At 46.5% G+C, this 20,705-nt stretch carries 19 protein-coding genes; 15 read left to right on the forward strand and 4 right to left on the reverse strand.

What is annotated here, in order from left to right:
- Nucleotides 1-3: 3 nt before the first annotated feature.
- The 7 genes from mtaB (at nucleotide 4) to ACY2IG_RS04400 (ending at nucleotide 7,470) form a co-directional block, all read left to right on the forward strand.
- Nucleotides 4-1,338, forward strand: coding sequence for a tRNA (N(6)-L-threonylcarbamoyladenosine(37)-C(2))-methylthiotransferase MtaB (mtaB, locus tag ACY2IG_RS04370; protein ID WP_035409280.1), 1,335 nt, complete (start codon nucleotides 4-6; stop codon nucleotides 1,336-1,338).
- Between the two features lie 107 nt (nucleotides 1,339-1,445).
- A complete protein-coding gene (rluF, locus tag ACY2IG_RS04375) occupies nucleotides 1,446-2,141 on the forward strand; it encodes a 23S rRNA pseudouridine(2604) synthase RluF (protein ID WP_056060072.1) in 696 nt (231 codons plus the stop codon).
- A 47-nt stretch (nucleotides 2,142-2,188) separates the two neighbouring features.
- Nucleotides 2,189-3,070, forward strand: coding sequence for an EamA family transporter RarD (gene rarD / locus ACY2IG_RS04380; RefSeq protein ID WP_235513988.1), 882 nt, complete (start codon nucleotides 2,189-2,191; stop codon nucleotides 3,068-3,070).
- A gap of 16 nt (nucleotides 3,071-3,086) precedes the next feature.
- The gene (gene rarD / locus ACY2IG_RS04385) at nucleotides 3,087-3,971 is read left to right on the forward strand and encodes an EamA family transporter RarD (protein WP_035409275.1); all 885 of its coding nucleotides are present in this window, start codon (nucleotides 3,087-3,089) and stop codon (nucleotides 3,969-3,971) included.
- A gap of 75 nt (nucleotides 3,972-4,046) precedes the next feature.
- Nucleotides 4,047-4,712: a deoxyribose-phosphate aldolase gene (gene deoC / locus ACY2IG_RS04390; RefSeq protein WP_035409273.1), complete on the forward strand. Its 666-nt coding sequence runs from the start codon at nucleotides 4,047-4,049 to the stop codon at nucleotides 4,710-4,712.
- Between the two features lie 137 nt (nucleotides 4,713-4,849).
- The gene (locus ACY2IG_RS04395; RefSeq protein WP_056060078.1) at nucleotides 4,850-5,824 is read left to right on the forward strand and encodes a BMP family lipoprotein; all 975 of its coding nucleotides are present in this window, start codon (nucleotides 4,850-4,852) and stop codon (nucleotides 5,822-5,824) included.
- A complete protein-coding gene (locus ACY2IG_RS04400) occupies nucleotides 5,821-7,470 on the forward strand; it encodes a methyl-accepting chemotaxis protein (RefSeq protein ID WP_290748764.1) in 1,650 nt (549 codons plus the stop codon). The genes ACY2IG_RS04395 and ACY2IG_RS04400 overlap by 4 nt, the downstream gene beginning before the upstream one ends.
- Nucleotides 7,471-7,533: 63 nt before the next feature.
- Here ACY2IG_RS04400 and ACY2IG_RS04405 read toward each other — a convergent pair whose 3' ends face one another.
- The gene (locus tag ACY2IG_RS04405; RefSeq protein ID WP_329470269.1) at nucleotides 7,534-8,742 is read right to left on the reverse strand and encodes a murein hydrolase activator EnvC family protein; all 1,209 of its coding nucleotides are present in this window, start codon (nucleotides 8,740-8,742) and stop codon (nucleotides 7,534-7,536) included.
- A gap of 373 nt (nucleotides 8,743-9,115) precedes the next feature.
- A complete protein-coding gene (locus ACY2IG_RS04410) occupies nucleotides 9,116-9,865 on the reverse strand; it encodes an SDR family NAD(P)-dependent oxidoreductase (protein WP_035409264.1) in 750 nt (249 codons plus the stop codon).
- A gap of 136 nt (nucleotides 9,866-10,001) precedes the next feature.
- Between ACY2IG_RS04410 and ACY2IG_RS04415 the strand changes: the two genes are divergently transcribed.
- The 3 genes from ACY2IG_RS04415 to ACY2IG_RS04425 all read left to right on the forward strand — a co-directional run bounded on the left by ACY2IG_RS04415 (nucleotide 10,002) and on the right by ACY2IG_RS04425 (nucleotide 11,776).
- Entirely contained in the window at nucleotides 10,002-10,436 is a 435-nt protein-coding gene (locus ACY2IG_RS04415) for a YkvA family protein (protein WP_035409261.1), read from the forward strand.
- A 130-nt stretch (nucleotides 10,437-10,566) separates the two neighbouring features.
- On the forward strand, nucleotides 10,567-11,130 hold the full coding sequence (locus ACY2IG_RS04420; RefSeq protein WP_462618402.1) for a DedA family protein: 564 nt from the start codon (nucleotides 10,567-10,569) through the stop codon (nucleotides 11,128-11,130).
- 13 nt (nucleotides 11,131-11,143) lie between these two features.
- Nucleotides 11,144-11,776: an HAD family hydrolase gene (locus tag ACY2IG_RS04425; RefSeq protein WP_056060084.1), complete on the forward strand. Its 633-nt coding sequence runs from the start codon at nucleotides 11,144-11,146 to the stop codon at nucleotides 11,774-11,776.
- A gap of 86 nt (nucleotides 11,777-11,862) precedes the next feature.
- Here the strand turns inward: ACY2IG_RS04425 and ACY2IG_RS04430 are convergent, their stop codons facing one another.
- Nucleotides 11,863-12,921 carry a PTS transporter subunit IIC gene (locus ACY2IG_RS04430; protein ID WP_056060085.1) on the reverse strand — a complete coding sequence of 353 codons (1,059 nt, stop codon included), beginning with the start codon at nucleotides 12,919-12,921 and terminating at the stop codon, nucleotides 11,863-11,865.
- A 187-nt stretch (nucleotides 12,922-13,108) separates the two neighbouring features.
- Here ACY2IG_RS04430 and ACY2IG_RS04435 point away from each other — a divergent pair, with 187 nt between their 5' ends.
- Nucleotides 13,109-14,104, forward strand: coding sequence for an NADP-dependent oxidoreductase (locus ACY2IG_RS04435; protein WP_462618403.1), 996 nt, complete (start codon nucleotides 13,109-13,111; stop codon nucleotides 14,102-14,104).
- Between the two features lie 55 nt (nucleotides 14,105-14,159).
- Here the strand turns inward: ACY2IG_RS04435 and ACY2IG_RS04440 are convergent, their stop codons facing one another.
- Nucleotides 14,160-14,324, reverse strand: a complete 165-nt coding sequence (locus ACY2IG_RS04440; protein ID WP_197026223.1) for a hypothetical protein — start codon at nucleotides 14,322-14,324, stop codon at nucleotides 14,160-14,162.
- 287 nt (nucleotides 14,325-14,611) lie between these two features.
- On the opposite strand from ACY2IG_RS04440, the gene ACY2IG_RS04445 reads away from it, so the two are divergent.
- The 4 genes from ACY2IG_RS04445 to ACY2IG_RS04460 are packed head-to-tail and all read left to right on the forward strand — an operon-like array spanning nucleotide 14,612 to nucleotide 20,698.
- Nucleotides 14,612-17,236: a glycosyltransferase gene (locus ACY2IG_RS04445; protein ID WP_462618404.1), complete on the forward strand. Its 2,625-nt coding sequence runs from the start codon at nucleotides 14,612-14,614 to the stop codon at nucleotides 17,234-17,236.
- Nucleotides 17,233-18,237 (forward strand): class I SAM-dependent methyltransferase, encoded by a 1,005-nt coding sequence (locus ACY2IG_RS04450; protein ID WP_035409251.1) that lies wholly within the window; start codon nucleotides 17,233-17,235, stop codon nucleotides 18,235-18,237. The genes ACY2IG_RS04445 and ACY2IG_RS04450 overlap by 4 nt, the downstream gene beginning before the upstream one ends.
- Nucleotides 18,132-19,448: a glycosyltransferase family 4 protein gene (locus ACY2IG_RS04455; protein WP_231496879.1), complete on the forward strand. Its 1,317-nt coding sequence runs from the start codon at nucleotides 18,132-18,134 to the stop codon at nucleotides 19,446-19,448. The genes ACY2IG_RS04450 and ACY2IG_RS04455 overlap by 106 nt, the downstream gene beginning before the upstream one ends.
- Nucleotides 19,445-20,698, forward strand: a complete 1,254-nt coding sequence (locus ACY2IG_RS04460) for a glycosyltransferase (protein WP_462618405.1) — start codon at nucleotides 19,445-19,447, stop codon at nucleotides 20,696-20,698. The genes ACY2IG_RS04455 and ACY2IG_RS04460 overlap by 4 nt, the downstream gene beginning before the upstream one ends.
- Nucleotides 20,699-20,705: the final 7 nt, after the last annotated feature.

Below are 20,705 nucleotides of genomic sequence, written 5' to 3' on the forward strand. Positions count from 1 at the left end.
GAAATGGCAACTGTTGCCTTTCAAACGCTTGGCTGTAAAGTCAACCATTACGAAACAGAAGCTGTCTGGCAACTGTTCAAGGACGCTGGTTACGCACGCGTTGATTTTGCTGATCATGCGGACGTTTATGTCGTCAATACATGTACGGTCACGAATACCGGAGATAAGAAAAGTCGCCAAGTCATCCGACGGGCGATTCGCCAAAATCCGGATAGTGTCATCTGCGTAACGGGCTGTTATGCCCAAACATCTCCTGCTGAAATCATGGCGATTCCTGGCGTCGATGTCGTCGTCGGAACACAAGATCGGCATAAAATGATTGGATACATTGAACAATTCCGTGAAGAACGCATGCCAATCAATGCGGTCGGAAACATCATGAAAGCAAAAGTCTATGAAGAACTGGATGTACCGGCCTTTACGGACCGGACACGGGCTTCTCTGAAAATTCAGGAAGGCTGTAACAATTTCTGTACGTTCTGTATCATCCCATGGGCGCGTGGTCTCATGCGGTCTCGTCAACCAGAAGATGTCTTGAAGCAAGCACAACAGCTCGTTGATGCGGGTTATAAAGAGATCGTCTTGACAGGCATCCATACAGGTGGCTACGGAGAAGACTTAAAAGACTACAACTTAGCGAAATTACTTAAAGCACTCGAATCCGTCAATGGACTCGAACGTTTGCGGATTTCGTCGATCGAAGCTAGTCAAATCACGGACGAGGTACTTGATGTCCTGAAGGATTCACCGATTGTCGTTCGTCACTTGCACGTTCCGATCCAGTCGGCTTCCGATACGGTCCTTCGCCGGATGCGCCGGAAGTATACGATGGCAGAATTCGGAGAACGGATTACGCGTTTGAAGGAAGTCTTGCCTGACTGTGCGATTACGTCAGATGTCATCGTCGGTTTCCCAGGTGAGACGGAAGAAGAGTTCATGGAAACGTTCAACTTCATCAACGATCATAAGTTCAGTGAGTTGCATGTCTTCCCCTACTCGAAACGGACAGGAACACCCGCTGCGATGATGGATGATCAAGTCGAGGAATCAATCAAAGAAGAACGCGTCGCGCGTTTGATCGCTTTATCGGATCAACTCGCAAAGGAATATGCTTCGAAATACGAAGGGGAACTGCTTGAGATCATTCCGGAAGAATTCTCGGAAGAAGCAGGCGGTCGTCTCGTCGGTTACACAGATAACTATTTGCGTGTCGCAATCGAAGGCGATGAGTCGATGATCGGACAACTCGTTCGTGTCAAAATCACGAAAGCCGGTTATCCGATGAACGATGGTCAATTCGTTCGCATCATGCAGACACTTAAAGACGCTGTAGTCTAATCGAAAGGGCAAAGGGAACCTCTGGTTTTCTTTGCCACTTTTTTTGTTTTCATTTCAGGAATGCGCTACACTGAATACAGTTCAATTAAGGAAAGAGGATATTATTCATGCGAATCAACAAATTCATTAGTGAAACGGGCTTTTGCTCAAGGCGTGCTGCCGATAAATTAGTCGACGCAGGTCGTGTGACGATCAACGGTCTGACGGCAGAACTCGGCTCGCAAGCTGAAGAGACGGACGTCGTCGAAATCGACGGTCAGCCACTCCAAACGAAACCAAAACCCGTCTACATCGTCTTAAATAAACCGGTCGGCATCACATGTACGACGGAGCTTGATATCGAAGGAAATATCATCGATTTCGTTAATCATCCGAAGCGGATTTTCCCGATCGGTCGTCTCGACAAGGATTCAGACGGCTTGATTCTTTTGACGAATGACGGTGATGTCGTCAACCGGATTCTCCGGGCAGAAAACAATCACGATAAGGAATATATCGTGACTGTCGATGCCCCGATCACGGACACATTCATTCAAGGAATGGCGAGTGGTGTTGACATTCTTGGTACAACGACGAAGGAATGTATCGTTGAACCACTTGAGACACGGACATTTCGCATCATTTTAACGCAAGGGTTAAATCGTCAGATTCGTCGAATGTGTAAAGAGTTCGGCTACCGGGTCAAACGGCTGCAGCGCGTCCGGATCATGAACATCGAGCTTGGCGATTTACCGATTGGTTCTTGGCGTGATTTGACGGAAGAGGAATTACGCGAATTGTTTAAGACGCTTGACGCACAATAAGGTTCAATGAAAGTCGCCACTGGCGGCTTTCTTCATACATAAGGGGGATGACCGTGGATAAACGGGGTATGAGTGCGACATTCGTCGCCTACGTGATTGGTGGACTGTTGCCAATCTACAAAGTGTTTGCTGCTGGAATTCCAGCATGGACGGTCGTTTCAATCCGGATTTTAAGTGCGTTCATCTTCGTGACACTATTGTTACGCTTGACGAAGAAGTTTCAATTCGTTCGTCACCTGTGGCAAAACAAACGCCAACGTTATACCGTGCTTGCGGCAGGTCTCGTATTAGGTGGGAACTGGTCACTCTATCTGTATGCCATCGGAGAAGGGTATATCGTCGAGTCATCGCTCGGGTATTATATCAATCCGCTCGTCAGCGTCTTGTTCGGTTTGATCTTTTTTAAGGAACGATTAACGCGTCCACAAATCATCGCGATTGTATCAGCAATCACTGGTGTGATGATTTTAACGCTCGGTTATGGTCAATTTCCGATCATTGCCTTTTCACTTGCCATCTCGTTCGCATTTTACGGTGTGCTGAAGAAAAAGGCGGCAGCCGAGCCATTATCGGGATTATTTTTAGAGACGCTCGTCACGCTCCCGTTCGCTCTCTTGACGCTAGGCGTGACGGATAGTCAACCGCTTGCGATGCCGACGAGTGCACTGCTTGCAATCATCATGCTCGGAATCGCAACAGCAGTTCAATTGATGTTATTTGGATACGGGATGCCGAAAATCCCGTTCGTTTACGTCGGAATTCTGCAGTACATTGCACCAACGTTAACGCTACTCCTTGGAATTTATCTATTTAATGACGTCTTTACGACGATTCACTTCATCGCTTTCCTGTTCATTTGGATTGCCGTTGCTTTGTTTACGATCAGCGGTTTATCAGCAGGAAAGATACGGATGAAGAAGGTATCATAACGAAAGAAGGGATTATGTGAATCTACCGGGATTTTTTGCGACGCTTGTCGCATATATCATTTGGGGGCTCTTACCGCTTTACTGGAAGATGCTCGCTAATGTACCGAGTGAAGAGATACTAGCGCACCGGATCATCTGGTCGTTTCTATTTCTACTCATCTTACTGTCGTTTCAAAAAGCACTTGGAAAATGGAAGACGGCATTGCGTGATCCGTTCACGCGCCGACTCTTTTTCTTAAATGGACTGATCATCAGCTTGAATTGGTTCATCTACATCTGGGCTGTCAATCATCAATTCATCGTTGAGGCGTCGCTCGGCTATTACATCAATCCGCTCGTCAGCATCGTCTTTGGTGTCTTCTTCTTTCAAGAAAAGCTCTCACGGATTGAATGGATCTCGATTGTCCTTGCGACGATCGGTGTTCTGATTTTAACGATTGGCTACGGCGAATTTCCATGGATCTCGATTGCGCTTGCCTTAAGCTTCGGTTTTTACGGCGTCGTCAAAAAACGTCGTCCGCTTGAATCAACGGTCAGTCTGACACTTGAGACGATGGCGCCGCTTCCACTGGCTTTGATCTTCCTCGGATATTGGCAAGTACAGGGAACGTCTTCGATAACCGAATCTGTCGGTACGATGACTGGACTCATCTTAACGGGGATCGTCACCGCTGTGCCACTTTTGTTATTTGGATTCGGGGCACAACGAATTCCATTCACATGGGTTGGATTCTTGCAATTCGTCGCACCAACCTTATCACTTGGACTCGGTGTTTTGCTCTATCATGAACCGTTTACTAAAACACATATGGTGGCGTTTACATGTATTTGGACAGCAGCGATTGTCTTTACGCTCAATGGAGTCTGGATTCGAAAAAAACAGCTTCGAAAAGTCGCGTAAAAAGATAGAAGTCAGACCTCTTGCGTGATAGAATAATATCAGAGTCAAAGGGAAGCCTTAAGGAGGATAACAATCATGAATTTAGCAGGAATGATCGACCATACGGCACTGAAGCCAGAAACATCACGTGCTCAAATCGAAACACTCTGTAAAGAAGCATTAGAATACAAATTCGCAAGCGTCTGCGTTAACCCGACATACGTCGCGTTAGCATCAGAACTCTTAAAGTCAGATGATGACGTGAAAGTATGTACAGTCATCGGGTTCCCACTTGGAGCAAACACGCCAGAAGTGAAAGCATTCGAAACAAAGGATGCCATTCAAAACGGTGCAACAGAAATCGATATGGTTTTAAACATCGGCGCACTAAAAGATGGAAATCTTGAGTTAGTAGAACGTGATATTCGTGCAGTTGTCGAAGCGGCGAACGGTACGCTCGTTAAAGTCATCTTTGAAAACTGTCTTCTTACAAAAGAAGAAATCAAAACAGCTGCTGAACTTTCAGTTAAAGCAGGTGCTAACTTTGTGAAAACATCAACTGGTTTCTCAACAGGTGGTGCAACAGTCGAAGATATCCGTCTCATGCGTGAGACAGTCGGTCCTGATATCGGTGTTAAAGCGTCTGGTGGCGTTCGTGACTTCGAAGGTGCAAAAGCAATGATCGATGCAGGTGCATCACGCATTGGTGCTTCAGCAGGAATCGCAATCGTTACTGGTGGTACGTCTGATAGCGACTACTAAGAATATGTCACATGTCCCTCTTTTTTAGAGGGGCATGTTTTTTTGTTGTGGGATTATTCTGAATTTGGATTTTGTATTAAAAAGTCAGACATCGCTTCCGATAATCAGATGTAGAATGTCGGAAGGGTGTGGAATGAATGAAACGATGGAGTGGAATCATACTGGCATCGACACTAAGCCTTGCAGGATGCGGTAGTGTCATCGATGATCCAGAACGGGCAGTCAAGGAGCGAAAGGAAATGGCGGTCGTCTTATCGGATGTTGGTCTTGGCGATCAATCATTCAGCGATGCAGCGATGAGCGGTATGGCGTTGTTACGGGAGAAGGAAGGCTGGTCGATCGATTACCGGGAATTAAACGAAACGAAGACCTATAAAACAGCATTTGAAGCGTTAGCGAAAAAGAAGCCGACCGTTATCGTCGGACTCGGCTACATGGGGCAGACAGATCTTGAGACCGTTGCTAAAAAATATCCGAAACAACAATTCGCCTTGATTGATGCCGTCTCGACGTTACCGAACGTACTCTCGGTTACGTTCAAAGAGGACGAAGGAAGCTACTTAGCGGGTGCCGCTGCAGGAATCCAAACCAAGACGAATACGATTGGTTTCGTCGGTGGGATGAAGTCGCCTTTGATTGAGAAGTTCGAAAAAGGATACATAGCTGGCGCTAAAGCCGTCAATCCGAAAACAAAGGTACTCGTCGAATATGCGGAGGACTTTGCGGCGCCCGAAAAGGGACGGACGCTTGCAAACGAAATGATGCAGAAAAAGGCAGACGTGTTATATGCAGCTGCTGGGTTAACAGGGAGCGGCGTCCTTGAAGCGGCGCAAACGAAGGGGAAAAAAGCTATCGGTGTTGATAGCGATCAGACCCCGATCGCGCCTGACGCCGTCATGACGTCGATGCTAAAACAAGTTGATCTTGCGATTACGAAAATCGGACAAGATGTGGATGCAAAAGGACTCCAATCTGGACAAGTCGTCCTTGGTGTCAAAGAAGGGGCAATCCAGTTGGCTCCAATCCGTAATACGAACTTTACGGACGGGGAACGAAAAAAATTAGAGCAGCTGCAACAAGATGTGCTCGAAGGTAAGGTGACGATCCAATGACGTTACGGAAACGATTTTTACTCTCAACATTAGTGACGATTTTGAGTGTCGTCATCTTGATGGGATGGACCTTGTTCCAACTCCGTCAAATTCAATCCTATAACGAAGACTACGGGAAACAACTCGTTGAAATTTCAGAACTCGAAACGAAGCTCTTATATGAACAGGCAGCATGGAACCGACTGGCAAGCCAACCGTCTGAGAGTCAGGCGGAGCAGGTTCAGGCTCTTAGTAAGAAGAACGAGCAAGCTTTGAATCAGCTACAGAAGACATATTTGATTCCAGCGTTTCAAGAAGAGTTGAACCGGGCGGATATGAAGTATAAGACGCTCGCTGCAAAACGGACGGAACTGACGGACGCGGTGAATCCGATTGACATTCGCTCCCATGCCGCACGAATTGAAGGTGTCCTCAGTGATCTCTATACGTTACATACGAAAAATGGGGAGTTTTATGATGTCTTACAACGTGAGGCAAAAGACGAGACATTGAATTTGACGCGGACCGTCCTAATCGCGACATTCCTCCTCTTGATTGGTCTAGCTTTATACAATTGGTACTTCGCACGTAGTATCACGCGACCGATCAGCCGTGTCGTCCGGACAGCAGAGCAAATTTCGGATGGAGACTTGTCACAGGAACTGGTCGTATCCGGTCGAAAAGATGAGATTGGTCGACTCGAGACGGCTGTTGCGCAGATGCAAGGAACTTTACATGAGGTCATCGGAACGATCAGTCGTTCGTCGAACACAATTCGTCAAATGAGTACGGAAGCGACGACAGAGAACGCGAACATCGTCGAAGTTTCTGGTAACATGACCCATGCGATTAATGAGATGGCGAGCGGTACACAAACGGTGTCGGATGATATCCAGACAACGGTCAGTACGATGGCTGATATGCAACAACTCTTCGAGGAGAGCGAACAACGCGCACAAACCGCTTATGCAGAAGGACAGGCGGCAGATCACGTGATGGTTCAAAGTAGTTCTGTCATGGAACAACAGGCTACTTCATTACGCGCGTCAACAGAACAAAATCGTGAACTCGGTCAGAAATTAGAAGGTTTCCTTGAGCAAACGCAACAAATCGAACAGATGGCGCAACTCGTCGCTGGAGTCTCTGCGCAGACGAACTTATTGTCACTCAATGCGGCAATCGAAGCGGCGCGAGCAGGGGAAGCCGGTCGTGGATTTGCCGTCGTGGCGAGTGAAGTTAAAAAGTTAGCAGATGAGACACACGAAGCGACGCGTTCGATCTTCTCACTCGTCCGTTCGATTCGCCAAGACGGCGCTGTTTTACAAGAAGCACTCGTGCAAGCGGAGCGGGAACAGACGAACCAGGTCGAGAATTTTACACACGTCCAACAAGCATTCGGTGAGACGCGTCAAAAAGTAGCGAGTGTGACCGAAACACTCGATTATGTGACGAAACAACTCGTACATTCGAAACAACAAGCCCGCCATGTCGTTGGTCAAGTCAGTACAGTTAGTGGTGTCATGGAAGAACTTGCAGCCGGAAATGAAGAGATCGCTGCTTCGATGCGTGATCAACAGGCATCGTTCGAACAGATTCATCAATTGATGCAAGAACTCGAGTCGACGACGACGTCGCTTGACAGTCAGACACATCAATTCAAAATTTAATGAACACAGCAAAAGTGCACGCATTCTCAGGAAGAGAAGGCGTGCACTTTTTCTTGAATCGACTTAGAAGAAGCTTTCTGGATCGAGCTCATTCGTCCGTCCATTCGCATCATACTGGTATCCACCATCGTGGATTTCAAAATGCAAGTGTGGACCAGTCGAGTTACCGGTGCTTCCGAGAACACCGATTTGCTGTCCTTGTTTGACTTGTTGTCCCTGTTTAACGTTCAAGGCATTCATATGGGCATACACGGTCGTATACGTTTTTCCGTCGATATTATGAGAGATATAGACGTGGTTGCCGTAAGGACCACCGGAACTTGCTAAGATGACTGTTCCATTTGCAGACGCAACGATTGGCGAGTTGAGTGGACCAGCGAAGTCGGTTCCATTGTGGTACGCATAACCATTACTTCCGCTTGCTGCACCCATTCCTTGCGAAACAGAGCCTTGAGCAGGTTTGATGAATTTACCTTTTGCTTTTGAGATGACTTTCGTGCTGGCCTTGCTAACAGATGCTGGCACTGCCGATTGTTTTGCAGCTTTTGCTGCAGCTGCTTTCGCGGCACGTGCTGCAGCTTTTTCTGCCTCTTCCTGTGCCTTCAGTTGGGCCGATGCCTCTTTCAGGCTAAGGATACTGGATTCGATTTTTTTCTTTTGCGACGTCAGACGTTTCAGAAGTGCTGTTCGCTTTTGTTTTTCTTGTTTTAATTCACGTTGTTTCTTTTTTAAAACATTACGATCTTCAATCAAGTCTTGGCGTGTCTGCTTCAGTTCTTCTTTCGCAGCTGCCAGTTCTTTTTTGTTTGATTCGTAATCTTTTAATAAAGAAGCATCACTTTCCGCGATTGTATTGAAGGCGTTGAAACGGCTAATCATATCACCGACATCTTTTGCGCCGAAGACGGCTTCAAGCAGTGGGGCGTTATCGGCTTTCGACTGACGGACCGCTAGACGATCACCGAGCATTTTTTCTTGTTTCTTGATTTTCTTTTGCAACTTCTCGATCTTATCTTCTAATCGAGCAATCTGTTTCGTGTTTTCGTCGATTTTCTTTTGATTCTCGACGACTTGTAATGTCAGCCCATTAATCTGTTGATCCAGGGCGTAGACTTGTTGCTGTGCTTTAGATAATTGATTATTTTTTTGAGACAACGCCTCGCGTTGCTTCGATTGTTGTTGCTGGTTTTGTTGTTGCTTTTCTCTATATGAACTTGCTGCGTCGACGGGAGTTGTCGTCATGAGCGGACTTGCGAGTAAAGTGAGTGTCATGAGCGATAACCCGAGTGACTTTCCGAAAGGTCGTTTCATAAACTAAGCGTCATTCCTTTCCCTTGTGAAGTGTTACCTATCCCACTCTAACAAGAAAATCAGAAAATCCACTTTACAATTCTTTTAAAAAAATACAAGAGAAGCTAGCAGAAAGTATGAAGAATTTATGAAAATAATGATGCGTGAACAGAAGAATAAATAGAATATGTTGATATGAAAGGAAAAATCATTATGTAATTGATTGATTTCCGAATGATGTCAGAAGATATATTTTTGTAACATCGTATAAATAGAAGGTTTATTAATGCTTGAAAAAGGTATAAATATAGTTTTTGTGAAATGAAAAAGTGCCCCGAAAGGCACTCCATCCGAATCATTCTTCATAAATCATCTTTCGCGTCATCCCACCGTCTAGGACCAGTGTTTCGCCCGTCAAGAAATCGTTATCCGGGTGTGTTAGATAGAGAGCCGCACGAGCGACATCACTTGGTTTTCCGACGCGACCAGCTGGATGTTGACTATGATCTTCAGGTGATAATTCTTGATAGTCACCGGTTTCAATCCAACCAGGAGCAATCGCGTTGACGAGAATTCCGTCTTCTCCGAGTGAGACAGCAAGTGCATGGGTCAGAGCAAAAATGCCACCTTTCGTCGATGCATAAGATTCTGTATGCGGTTCCGACATGAAGGCGCGGGTCGAAGCCAGGTTGACGATCCGACCACCACTTTTACTTTGTTTCAAATAAGGTGTAGCGGCCTTAGTCGTTAAAAAGATACTACGCAGGTTCGTATGATGAACCCGATCCCATTCCTCAAGTGACAATTCGAGTAAGGGTTTTCGAATCATGATACCGGCGTTATTGATGACGATGTCGATACGACCAGTATGTTCAATCGCTTTCTCAATCAACAGTTGAACGTCTTTTTCGTGTTGGATATCGAGGTGATAGAAGTAAGCCGTCCCACCATCTTCTTCAATTTGTTGAACTAATTCGTCTCCTGTCATCTGATCGATGTCAGCAAGAACGACATTTGCGCCATGCGCAGCGTAGGTGCGGGCGAGTTCTGCACCAATGCCATTCGCGGCTCCCGTAATGATGACGGTTTGATTAACATGATTCATAAAAATCATCCTTTCTGTAACGCTTCTCTCCCTTTTTTACCGTTCCATCATATCCTGAAACCTGACAGGATTATCATCCGTAGGAACAGGGAAATAGAAAAGCGTCGAAGTTACTTTAGAATGGGGGAAAATAGGAATGAAATTCTCGAATCAACAATTAGAAAAACAACAAAATCAATATGCCGAAGATGCAAAAGATTATATTGATCGCCCGAAAAAGACGAACTCGCTGTTACAACGAGCAACTGCAAAGGTAAACGGGAACTCTCGTTTGTCCGTCGTCTTTTCACCGTTGACGTTGTTCGTCGATATGATTCGCGCGTACCAGTCAGGTGAATACCGTAACATTCGTCGTACGACGATCTTAAAAGTAATCGGCGCATTGGTTTATCTCGTGTCACCAATTGACCTCGTACCTGATTTCGTACTCGGATTTGGATTTGCAGACGATATCGCGGTCATCCTTTTCGTCACGAAAACAGTCTTTGAAGAATTGACACGTTTCAGCGACTGGCAAGATGAACAACAAAAACGTCGTACGCAACCATTGCAAAGCGAGGATGCGTATTGATCAAATAGATGATCCGAGCGACTTCACACAAGAAGTCGCTCTTTCTGATGTAAAAAGAGCCGTTTCCTGTACGCCCTCTTGAAATTTCGATACACTAGAAATAGTTGGTAAAGAGAGAGGGAGGGCGAAAATGGGACACCACTGGATGGAATCATACGGTTATATCGGGATCATGATGACGCTCATGTTTCCATTCATACCGAGCGAAGTACCGCTCGCGTATGCAGGATATCTCGTGCATACGGCACAGGCGAATCTGCTATTCATGGTGTTCCTTGCTGTAGTAAGCTTCGTCATTAGTCAGAACCTCTTTTTTACGATTGGACAGTTCGGGAGTGAACGGTTATTGAATCGTTTATTCAAATGGTTTCGGATTTCGGAAACAAAAATGCTCCAGTTTCAGACGCAAATGGAGACGAAAGGACGCTATATTCTTCTTCTTTCTCCGATGTGGCGTATCGGATTTGCGATTGGTGCCGGTCTAACTGGTGTTTCACGCTGGACGTTTACCGTCGTGACGACGATTTCCTTTTTCCTCTGGTCGACGCTCTTCATTTGGGGCGGGAAAGCTGTTGGTCATGAATGGCGAAAATTGCATCACCTCAATCATCCGATAGTTTGGATTGGTTTAGGTGTGTTGATTACGATTGGCTATTTGATTCAGAAAAAGAGAAAAGCAAAAAAAGAGATGTAAAAGGAGTGGGAACATGGCAATTATCTTATTCGATATTGACGGTACATTGATTGACTCAACGGAACAAATGACAGAAGCAATCCATCGGGCGATGGAGGACATGCCGCATCTTCCAAAACCTTCGCAAGAAAGTGTTCAGGCAAGCTACGGTCTTGCAGGAAGCGCCTTTTGGCGAAAAGCGATTCCGGAAGCTTCAGAAGAGGATATTCGTTTAATCCGTAAAAAGAGACATGGTCATCTAGAAGCAACGATGGTTGAACAGAACGTCTTGTTCGACGGAATTCGATCATTATTGCAAGCTCTTGTTTCAGCGGGACACACGGTCTCGACTGCAAGTAATTGCGGCAACCATTATCTAAACCTTGTGCTTGATAGTCAGGAAATCCGCTCGTTCTTCACAAGTCCGAAATGCTTGGAATCCGTCAATGGAAAAGAAAAATCGGATATCTTACGCGCTCACCGCGATGAGTTTGGAGAAGGATCTTACTGGATGATTGGAGATCGGTCTTCTGATGTCGAAGCGGCTCGTAAGGAACATATGCCGGTCGTCTTATGTCAATATGGTTTTGGTACGCCATCCGAGTGGAATTCGGCAGATCATGTCATCGAGACACCGCTTGATTTGTTAACAGTGATTGAAAAATAAAGAAGTAAGAAGCCAAGCTAGACACGTCGATTTTTTCAGACGGTCGGCTTGGCTTTTTTGTGGTTAAAATATCAATCAAGATGCACTTACTCGAAATCGAGTCGGTACGGTTCTGCGCTCATCCATGGACGGAACTTCCGGAAGAGTAGATGGAACAATAAACAGAGAATAATGGGTAAGACGATAAAAAGACCAAGCACGAATGTCATATTGAAGAGCGTCCATCCTCCTGACATCAGGTGTAGCGCATTGATTGGACCGATTAAACCAGACATTCCAAATCCGGCACTAAACGGTGTACCTTGAACACCGAGCATTCCTGCTAATGCACCAAGGATAGCGGCACTACACATGACAGGTAGAATCATCAATGGATTACGAATGAAGTTCGCCATCTGGATTTTAGGAGAACCAAGAAAATGAGCAATCGACGTTCCACGTGAATTCGCTTGCCAACCGGCAATCGCAAGACCGAACCCAGCGGCACAGACACCTAGATTGGCAGCTCCGGCAGCAACACCCGATAAACTGATCGCGGTTGCAATGCCGACCGTCGAAAGCGGAGAGACGATGAGAACGGAAAAGGCGACCGCAATTAGAATGCCCATCAAGACGGGTTGAAGTGCCGTGAAGTCTGAGATGACATGTCCAATTGCTGTTGTGATCCGTGTGACGAACGGATACGTCAGAACACCAATTCCACCGGCACCGACAATCAAAATCGTTGGCATGACAAGCACCGTATATGTTTTGAAGCGTTCACCAATCAATAAGACGATTGCTGTTGCAATAGCTGCCGTCAAACCAGCATTGATGACATCACCTGTACCGACGAAAACGAATGTCGCATCCGCACGGGTCGCAACACCTGAGCCGACGACCGTCGCGAGTCCAATCGATGTGGTGGCGATCGGTGTTACTTTAAATTGCATCGCTACGGCGACACCAATCACCATTGGTAAAAGTCGCATCGCGAGTGTCGTTGCGTCCAAAACGTGTTGGGCACCAGAAACGTATGGCAATAATGCCTTAGCGAGTTCACCGAGTAAGGCTCCTGGAATAAGGGCAACGAGAATTCCAATACTGAGACCGTTTAAAACATGCACTGCAAATTGACGTGGCTGACGCAAAATAGATGAATCCACAAAATCCTCTCCTTATGTAACGCTTTTGTGCATAACAGTATAAAAGTTATGAATTGTGTTTTATCTTACGGTAAGAACAGAAGGACGTCAAGGAAAAGTTAGAAAATTCCAAACGAGCAAAGGATTCGTCTTTCAGAAACGGAATTGTTACAGTGAAGAAGTACATTGAATGAGGAGGTCATGAATCATGTCAGAACAACGTATCGTATTAGCGGAACGACCAAACGGAAAACCAACAGGGGAAACATTCCGTTATGAATCATTTGAGTTAGCAGATTTACGAGAAGGGCAAGTCGCACTGGAGTCACTCTATATCTCAGTCGATCCATATATGCGGGGACGTATGAACGATACGCGTTCTTATTCGCAACCGTTTGAGATTGATGAACCGATTCACGGGGGTGTCGTAGCGCGTGTCATCGAGTCTAAAAGTGAGGCGTTCAAGTCAGGTGATGTCGTCGTGGGGATGCTCGATTGGGCAACGAAAGCAGTCGTCGATGCGAAAAGTGTCCGTAAAATCGATGAGCAGATCGCTCCAATCTCAACAGCGCTCGGTGTTCTCGGAATGACAGGGATGACGGCGTATTTCGGGTTGCTTGATATCGGGAATCCACAGCCAGGAGAAACTGTTGTCGTATCGGCAGCAGCAGGGGCTGTTGGATCGATCGTTGGTCAAATCGCTAAAATCAAAGGTGCACGAGTAGTTGGGATTGCAGGAAGTGACGAAAAGTTACAGCACCTAAAAGCAGATCTTGGTTTTGACGAAGTCATCAACTACAAAACGGAAGACATCCGGAAAGCATTAGACCGGACGTGTCCAGACGGCATCGATGTTTATTTTGAAAATGTCGGTGGAGAGATCGGCGATGCGGTTCTGGATCGGCTTAATCCATTCGCGCGGGTACCGGTCTGCGGCGCTATTTCTGGGTATAACGCACAACAGGACATCGGTCCACGTGTTCAATCGAAATTAATCATTGCGCGTGCGCGCATGCAAGGTTTCTTAGTGGGGGATTATGGCAAACGATTCAAGGAAGCGGCTGGGCAACTCGGTCAATGGGTCAGTGAAGGGAAATTACGATATGAAGAGACGATTTTTGAAGGCTTCGATCGTGTACCAGATGCTTTCCTCGGATTATTCGATGGCTCGAACACAGGGAAACTATTAGTAAAAGTTAAGTAATACGCCAAAAGAGGTTGCGGAATTATTCCGCAACCTCTTTTTTATGGCATGAGATTCATGAATCCTTTTGATCGCGCTTGAGTTCTTCTGGATCTGGATCCGGATGTTGTGTTTCCGCAGGCTTGATTCCGGGATCTGATGTCTCAGCTGGATCAGGGTCCGGGTGAAGACCAACGTCTGCCTTTTCATCTGGTAAATCATGATTTTTTTCGTTTAACATGTCCAGTCATCTCCTTTTATCAGTACGTAGTAATGTTTCCCCGTTTTTTAAATCCAAAACAATGAGAGTGCATAAGAGTCGTTTTCGAAAACGCGTAAATGATTTCCACGGACAAGAAAGCGAAACCGGTCGATTTCCTAGGAAATACAGGTTGACTGAAATGGAATGTAAGGAAAATCCAAAAAAGCTTCACTAAGTCTTTACAAAAACCTTGCAAGTCCTTCAAGTAGCCTTTGAATTGCTTCCGTAGACTAAAAAAGAGTTGAAAAGAGGAAGGGTGTTTACGTGTGAGTGATCAAAAATGGAAACGACAAATCATGCAACAACTAAACTGGGTTCGCGAAGAGAAAAAGCGGCTCACAAGCGAGACGACAGCAAGTAAAGAGTCACTCGAAAAACTTCGTCAGCTGGACGTCTTGCGTCTGCCAACGGTTCGAACTTCTAAAAACACGACGACACGTTATCAACAAAATAGCCAAGCGTCATTACTAGATCAATTGGATGTCTCACATATTCCGGTACGGACGACGACGCGTTATTATGAAAAACGACCAATCGAGATGGCAATCGTCTGCTCGGAATTCATGTATGCCTATTATGAAGATGCCGTTCATCTCCATTATGTCAATGCGAACACATTCGAAGAAGTTTTCGAGCGCGAGATTGATCTCTTTTTGGTCGTATCTTCGTGGAAAGGATTACGAGGGGATGATTGGAAAGGTGTCGCCACACCAAATTCAAAGAAACGCCAACGGTTACTTTCGATGATGCAGGAAGTCAAAGCTAAAGGAATTCCAGTCGTCTTTCAATCGACGGAAGACCCGAGTAACCATGGACGGTTTCAAGACGTGGCTCAAGCTGCCAATTATGTCCTGACTTCAGATGAGGCGATGATTCCTGAATATCGTGTTTTATGTGGACATGATCGAATCATGGCGATGCCGTTTGGAGTCAATCCATTGATTCACAATCCGATTGGAGCGACACGTAGCCGAAAGAAGGGCGTTTTATTCGCCGGTAGCTGGATGGCGAAATATCCGGAGCGTGTGAAAGATACGGAGATGTTGTTTGATGGGGTCATGCAGTCTTCGCACGAACTCGATATCGTGGACCGGAATTATCATCTCGACTTACCAGCCTATCAGTTTCCGGAACGCTATCAATCACGGGTCGCACCAGCGATTCCTTATGATGCCTTACAACAAGTCAGTAAATGTTATGACTGGGTCCTGAACCTAAATAGCATCAAATATAGTAAGACGATGTGTGCCCGTCGCGTCTATGAATCGCAAGCACTCGGTAATTTGATCCTGTCGAATTACAGTATCGCCGTCAACAACGAGTTTCCGAACATCTTCACCGTACATGACGCACAGGAGGCGACGGCGATCGTAGAACGAACATCGCAAGAAGAAATCGAACGTTTACGAGCAGAAGGACTTCGTGCCGTCATGACGGAGCATACAGTCTTCGAACGGATGGATCAGATTCTAGCGTTCATTGGACGAGTACCTGAAACACGAAAACATCGTTTACTAATCGTTGTCGCTCAGGATGGGGAAGTCATTCGTGACGTGATCAATCGTCAAAGTCTCACACCAGACGAAATCGTCTCAGCGGATGCATTGACGGAGCAAACCTATGATCAAGCGGATCTCGTTGCTTGGATGGATGGGCATGAATCCTACGGTGAATATTATTTAGAGGACCTCGTGAATGGCTTTAAATATAGCGATGCCAGCATTGTCCGAAAGGGGAGCCAACATCCATATCATCTACATGAGATGAGCGGTAGCCGAAACGGTGCGATTATCTGGCGGTCAGATATCGGATATGACGCGTTTCAAGCAGGTGAATTGAACGGAAAAACGCTGTTGCTCGATCAATTTGAGTGGAACGAGCAGACAGTAGTTCCGACGGATCACACACCGCAACTGTCGGTCGTTGTTCCCATCTATAACAATGGGAAACATCTCACGTATAAATGCTTCGCCAGTCTAACACGGATGGATCGATTCATGGAGTCAGAGATTTTACTCGTAGATGATGGATCGACGGACATAGAGGCACGTCAAGCCGTAGAACGTCTCGCGCGACGTTATGGCAATGTCAGAACCTATTTCTTCGAGACAGGTGGTAGTGGTAGTGCTTCGCGTCCTCGCAACAAGGGAGTCGAGATGGCACGAGCTGACTATGTGACGTTCCTTGATCCAGATAACGAGGTACTCAGCGATCGTTATGCCTTTTTGCTTCAGGAATTAGAGAATGATCCATCACTTGATTTTGTAGCGGGTCATATGAAAAAACTTGCCGAGAAGACGAGTATCATCGCCTTGCCGACGATTCGCAAACAAGGACGAACGGTTTGTGAAGATCCAAAAGCTTTTCTATTGAAACATCGCTTTGCGGTACAAAGCATTCAAGCACTCGTCGTCCGTCGTACCTTCTTGCTCGAACATCAATTGGAACAGGTCGTCGGTGCAGTCGGTCAGGACTCCTTGTTTTTCCAGGAATTGATGCTTCGCGCCAATCGTGTCTTACTCGTCAATCGGGTCATCCATTATTATTATGCAGCAGTTGCAGGATCGACCGTGAATGCATTGACGGTGAAATTTTTTGAACGCAGTGTTGTCCGAGAACGGGCACGAGCTGAGAAATTCGCTCGTTATGGAGTGCTTGAGGAATACAAGGAAACACGATTCGAGCATTTCTTCGAGCATTGGTATCTCGTTAAATTACGCTACTGCAGTGATAAGGATTTCGCACCAAGTGTCGCATTGTTGCGCACAATCATTGGTTTCTATGAGCCGATCACATTGACGAACCCGTTGATCCGTCGATTCATGGAGCTTGCAGACCGTCAGGAGACGGATCGCCTTCAACATCTATTACTTGAGGAGGTGCAGAAATGACGGCATCGATGAAGACAGCACGACCAAAAGATCAAATCCGAGCAGCTTACTACGATCAATTAGGGGGGGGATTCGGTAAAAAAGTGCGCGCGCGTGTTCACTGGATCGTTCGACAAGCAAAAGGGGAGCACATTTTAGATATCGGTTGTTCCGGTGGAGTTGTTCCGATTTTGCTTGGACGGGAAGGGAAACATGTCGTCGGAATCGATGTCTTACCAGAAGCGATTACTGAAGCCAAACAAGCATTGCTTGAGGAACCGGCATCCGTAAAGGAAAAAGTGGAATTACATGAAGCGAATGTCATGACGTATACACCTGACATTCAATTCGACACAGTCTTGATGACGGAAGTATTGGAACATATCGGGGAGCCGGAACGCTTCATCGCTCGTGCCGTCTCGTTCATCGCACCAGAAGGACGACTCGTCATCACAGTTCCATTTGGAGTGAACGATTATGCGGATCACAAACGGACGTATTATTTAAATCGACTGCTTGAACAGTTGACGCCCTTCGGTAAAATCGAGACGGTCGAGCGGCTTGATAAGTGGCTTGGAATCACGATTCAAGTCTATCCTGAACCACGAGATGGTCGAGCAATTGTACCAACGGAAGTCGAATGGCTCGAGGATGCCTTTGAAGAAGTGGAACGATTGCATCTCGCAACGATCATTGACTTAAAGCGCAAGCAACAGACTCTAGAACGAAAAGTTCAACGGTTAGCGGAACAAACAGATTTATTCGAGCAGGCACAAGCGGAATCACTACGTCATGAACAGCAACTACAGGAACAGCGTGAACAATATAAGATGCTCGAAGAACAATATGCCGCACTTCTTGATCGATTCGAAGCGTCATTGGTGTCAAATCTAGAATTGCTGGAGGTGAATGCATCATGGAAATCAAAATACCGCTCACTCGCGCGTTCAAAGCTCGGAAAAATCGTCGTCCGCTACTGGAAGTTCCGACGTCAACTCAAACAGCGCCGGAGTCGTCGATGAACGTCTTGATGATTTGTCAAAATTTCTATCCGGAAATTGGCAGTGCGGCAAACCGAATGAAGAATATCTTCAAGCGGATGGAACAAGCGGGAAGTGACGTTCATGTCCTGACGTCAGAACCGCTTTATCCGACGGCAGAACTCTATACGGACTCGATGTTCTGGGATGAACCGAGCCTCGACACGGCACATGTGACTCGTATCCAACCGCGTGACGTCCGGGCGACGAATAATTTATGGCGGCGCCTTCGCTTGTTCGTGGAACAATTCGTACTTGCGGTGAAAGAGGTTCGACATGATCCAAAATCCTACGCTTACATCTATGCGACGACGCCGTCTATCTTCATGGGGCTCGTCGGGGTCGTCGCGAAACATGTCAAAAAGGCTCCTTTGATTCTTGATGTGCGTGATTTATGGCCAGAATCGTTGATTGGCGTCGGCATTACGAAATCGCGTCTCTTATTGACTCCGCTCTACTGGCTTGAAAAGTGGATGTATCGACAGGCGGATCAATTGGTCATCAACAGTGAAGGTTTTCGATCGTATATCGAAGGACGAGGCATTGCACCGGAAAAAATTCATTATATCCCGAACTCGATCGAGGAAAACGAGTGGTTAATCAAACGTCGAAAAGTATCGGAACAAGTTCGCGTCGTGTATACAGGGAATATCGGACTCGCACAAGATGTGTTCTTGTTGCTTGACGTCGCACAGGAACTTCAACAAGAACAGGATATCTGCTTTCAAGTCGTCGGTTACGGCTATCACAAACAAACGTTCGAACGACTCGTCAAGGAACGTGGATTGACGAATATCGAGTTTCTTGACGCGATGCCACGCTGGGATGCGTTGAAACAACTCGCGAAGAGTGACATCGCCTTTGCGACACTCGTCGAGAGTACAGCGTTCGATACAGTGACACCAGGAAAGATCATCGACTACATGGCGATGGGCTGTGCCATCGTCGGTGCGGTATCAGGTCATGCGGCGCATGTCATCGAAGAAGCAGGAGCCGGTTATGTGTCTGTCCAGCGGAAAAAAGAGGAGATCGTCGATCATATTCTCGAGTTATCACGAAATCCAGAGAAACGTGCAACGATGGGACGGGCGGGTGTGGATTACGTCCAACGCCATTTCGATTGGGAACAAAATGAACAGCGCTTGTTTGAAGCCATCGAACAAACGCAGTCACGAAAGGCGGTCGCAGAATGAAGCGCATTGGAATGTTTGTTTGGAATCCTTTTACGAATGACGCCCGTGTCTTACGTGAATGTACGGCACTCGTCGAAGCAGGACACTGCGTGGATCTATACTGCTTAAATGACAGCACACTTCCGGAAGTCGAATTTCCGATGCCGGGGTTTCGCGTCATTCGAATCGACCGGACGCCACCTTTTGCGAGGTGGCTCCCGTTCTTTCACAAACGGAAAAAACGGACACTTGCTATCGGATTGATGGGTGCGCTTCTTGCGCCATGGCTCATTCCCGTGATGCTCGTGCTCTTTTTATTCATGCGAAGTCGATTCATCCGTTACGCCCTATATAACAGTTTCGGCATTCTTCGTATGACACGTACTGCCCGGAAGCATGATTATGACGTCATGCATGCGAACGATGTCAATACGTTACCACAAGCGATTGGGGCGGCGCGTGGTGCACAAATCGTCTATGACTCGCATGAAGTCCAGACCGATCGGACAGGATACGGAAGCATGCAAGGGAAATTAGAACGCTGGTTGCTTCGATTCGTCGACCAGACCATCGTTGAAAATGACACGCGTGCAGATTATCATCAAAAATTATATGGAACCCGACCATCCGTCTTGCACAATTATCCGTTTTACGAACCGATTATTCCGCAACCGCGACCGTTACGCGAAGAGTTAGCACTCGCACCAGACGAGCCGATTTTGTTGTATCAAGGCGGGATCCAGGAAGGACGTGGACTGGAGCGACTCATTGAAGCGATGCCGTTCATCGATCGAGGAACACTTATTTTCGTTGGAGATGGAAAGTTAAAAGGGAAACTGATGCAACTGGCTGCGCAATCATCGGAAAAGTCTCGCATCCGCTTCATTGAGAAGGTTCCGCTTGCTGAACTACCAAGCTATACGGCAGCGGCGACTGTCGGCTTTCAGGTCCTTCAAAACGTCTGCTTCAATCATTATTCAGCTTCTTCGAATAAACTATTCGAATACATGGCAGCGTTAATTCCTGTCATCGCGGCCGACTTACCGGAAATCCGTCGTGTCGTCGAAACAGAAGGAATCGGTTTGATCGTCGATGTCGAATCGCCGCATAGTATCGCCGAGGCGGTCAATCGTCTAGTGAAGGATAAGAGCTTGCGCGGAGTGATGCAGGAGCGAGCAAGCGTAGCAAGGAGACAATACAACTGGGAGCAAGAAAAAGGCCGACTTCTTGCTGTCTATGACTCGATTTTCATGGAATCTGGGACAAAATAAGAAAAAT

This window comes from Exiguobacterium sp. EF_C8, assembly GCF_054956715.1.

Coding starts and splice junctions, on each gene's coding strand:
- rarD (WP_235513988.1), top strand. CDS start 2,189: ATGACCGTGGATAAACGGGGTATGAGTGCGACATTCGTCGCCTACGTG.
- ACY2IG_RS04395 (WP_056060078.1), top strand. CDS start 4,850: ATGAAACGATGGAGTGGAATCATACTGGCATCGACACTAAGCCTTGCA.
- ACY2IG_RS04405 (WP_329470269.1), bottom strand. CDS start 8,742: ATGACACTCACTTTACTCGCAAGTCCGCTCATGACGACAACTCCCGTC.
- ACY2IG_RS04435 (WP_462618403.1), top strand. CDS start 13,109: ATGTCAGAACAACGTATCGTATTAGCGGAACGACCAAACGGAAAACCA.
- mtaB (WP_035409280.1), top strand. CDS start 4: ATGGCAACTGTTGCCTTTCAAACGCTTGGCTGTAAAGTCAACCATTAC.
- ACY2IG_RS04425 (WP_056060084.1), top strand. CDS start 11,144: ATGGCAATTATCTTATTCGATATTGACGGTACATTGATTGACTCAACG.
- ACY2IG_RS04450 (WP_035409251.1), top strand. CDS start 17,233: ATGACGGCATCGATGAAGACAGCACGACCAAAAGATCAAATCCGAGCA.
- ACY2IG_RS04460 (WP_462618405.1), top strand. CDS start 19,445: ATGAAGCGCATTGGAATGTTTGTTTGGAATCCTTTTACGAATGACGCC.
- ACY2IG_RS04420 (WP_462618402.1), top strand. CDS start 10,567: ATGGGACACCACTGGATGGAATCATACGGTTATATCGGGATCATGATG.
- ACY2IG_RS04410 (WP_035409264.1), bottom strand. CDS start 9,865: ATGAATCATGTTAATCAAACCGTCATCATTACGGGAGCCGCGAATGGC.
- rluF (WP_056060072.1), top strand. CDS start 1,446: ATGCGAATCAACAAATTCATTAGTGAAACGGGCTTTTGCTCAAGGCGT.
- deoC (WP_035409273.1), top strand. CDS start 4,047: ATGAATTTAGCAGGAATGATCGACCATACGGCACTGAAGCCAGAAACA.
- ACY2IG_RS04400 (WP_290748764.1), top strand. CDS start 5,821: ATGACGTTACGGAAACGATTTTTACTCTCAACATTAGTGACGATTTTG.
- ACY2IG_RS04415 (WP_035409261.1), top strand. CDS start 10,002: ATGAAATTCTCGAATCAACAATTAGAAAAACAACAAAATCAATATGCC.
- ACY2IG_RS04455 (WP_231496879.1), top strand. CDS start 18,132: ATGGAAATCAAAATACCGCTCACTCGCGCGTTCAAAGCTCGGAAAAAT.
- ACY2IG_RS04440 (WP_197026223.1), bottom strand. CDS start 14,324: ATGTTAAACGAAAAAAATCATGATTTACCAGATGAAAAGGCAGACGTT.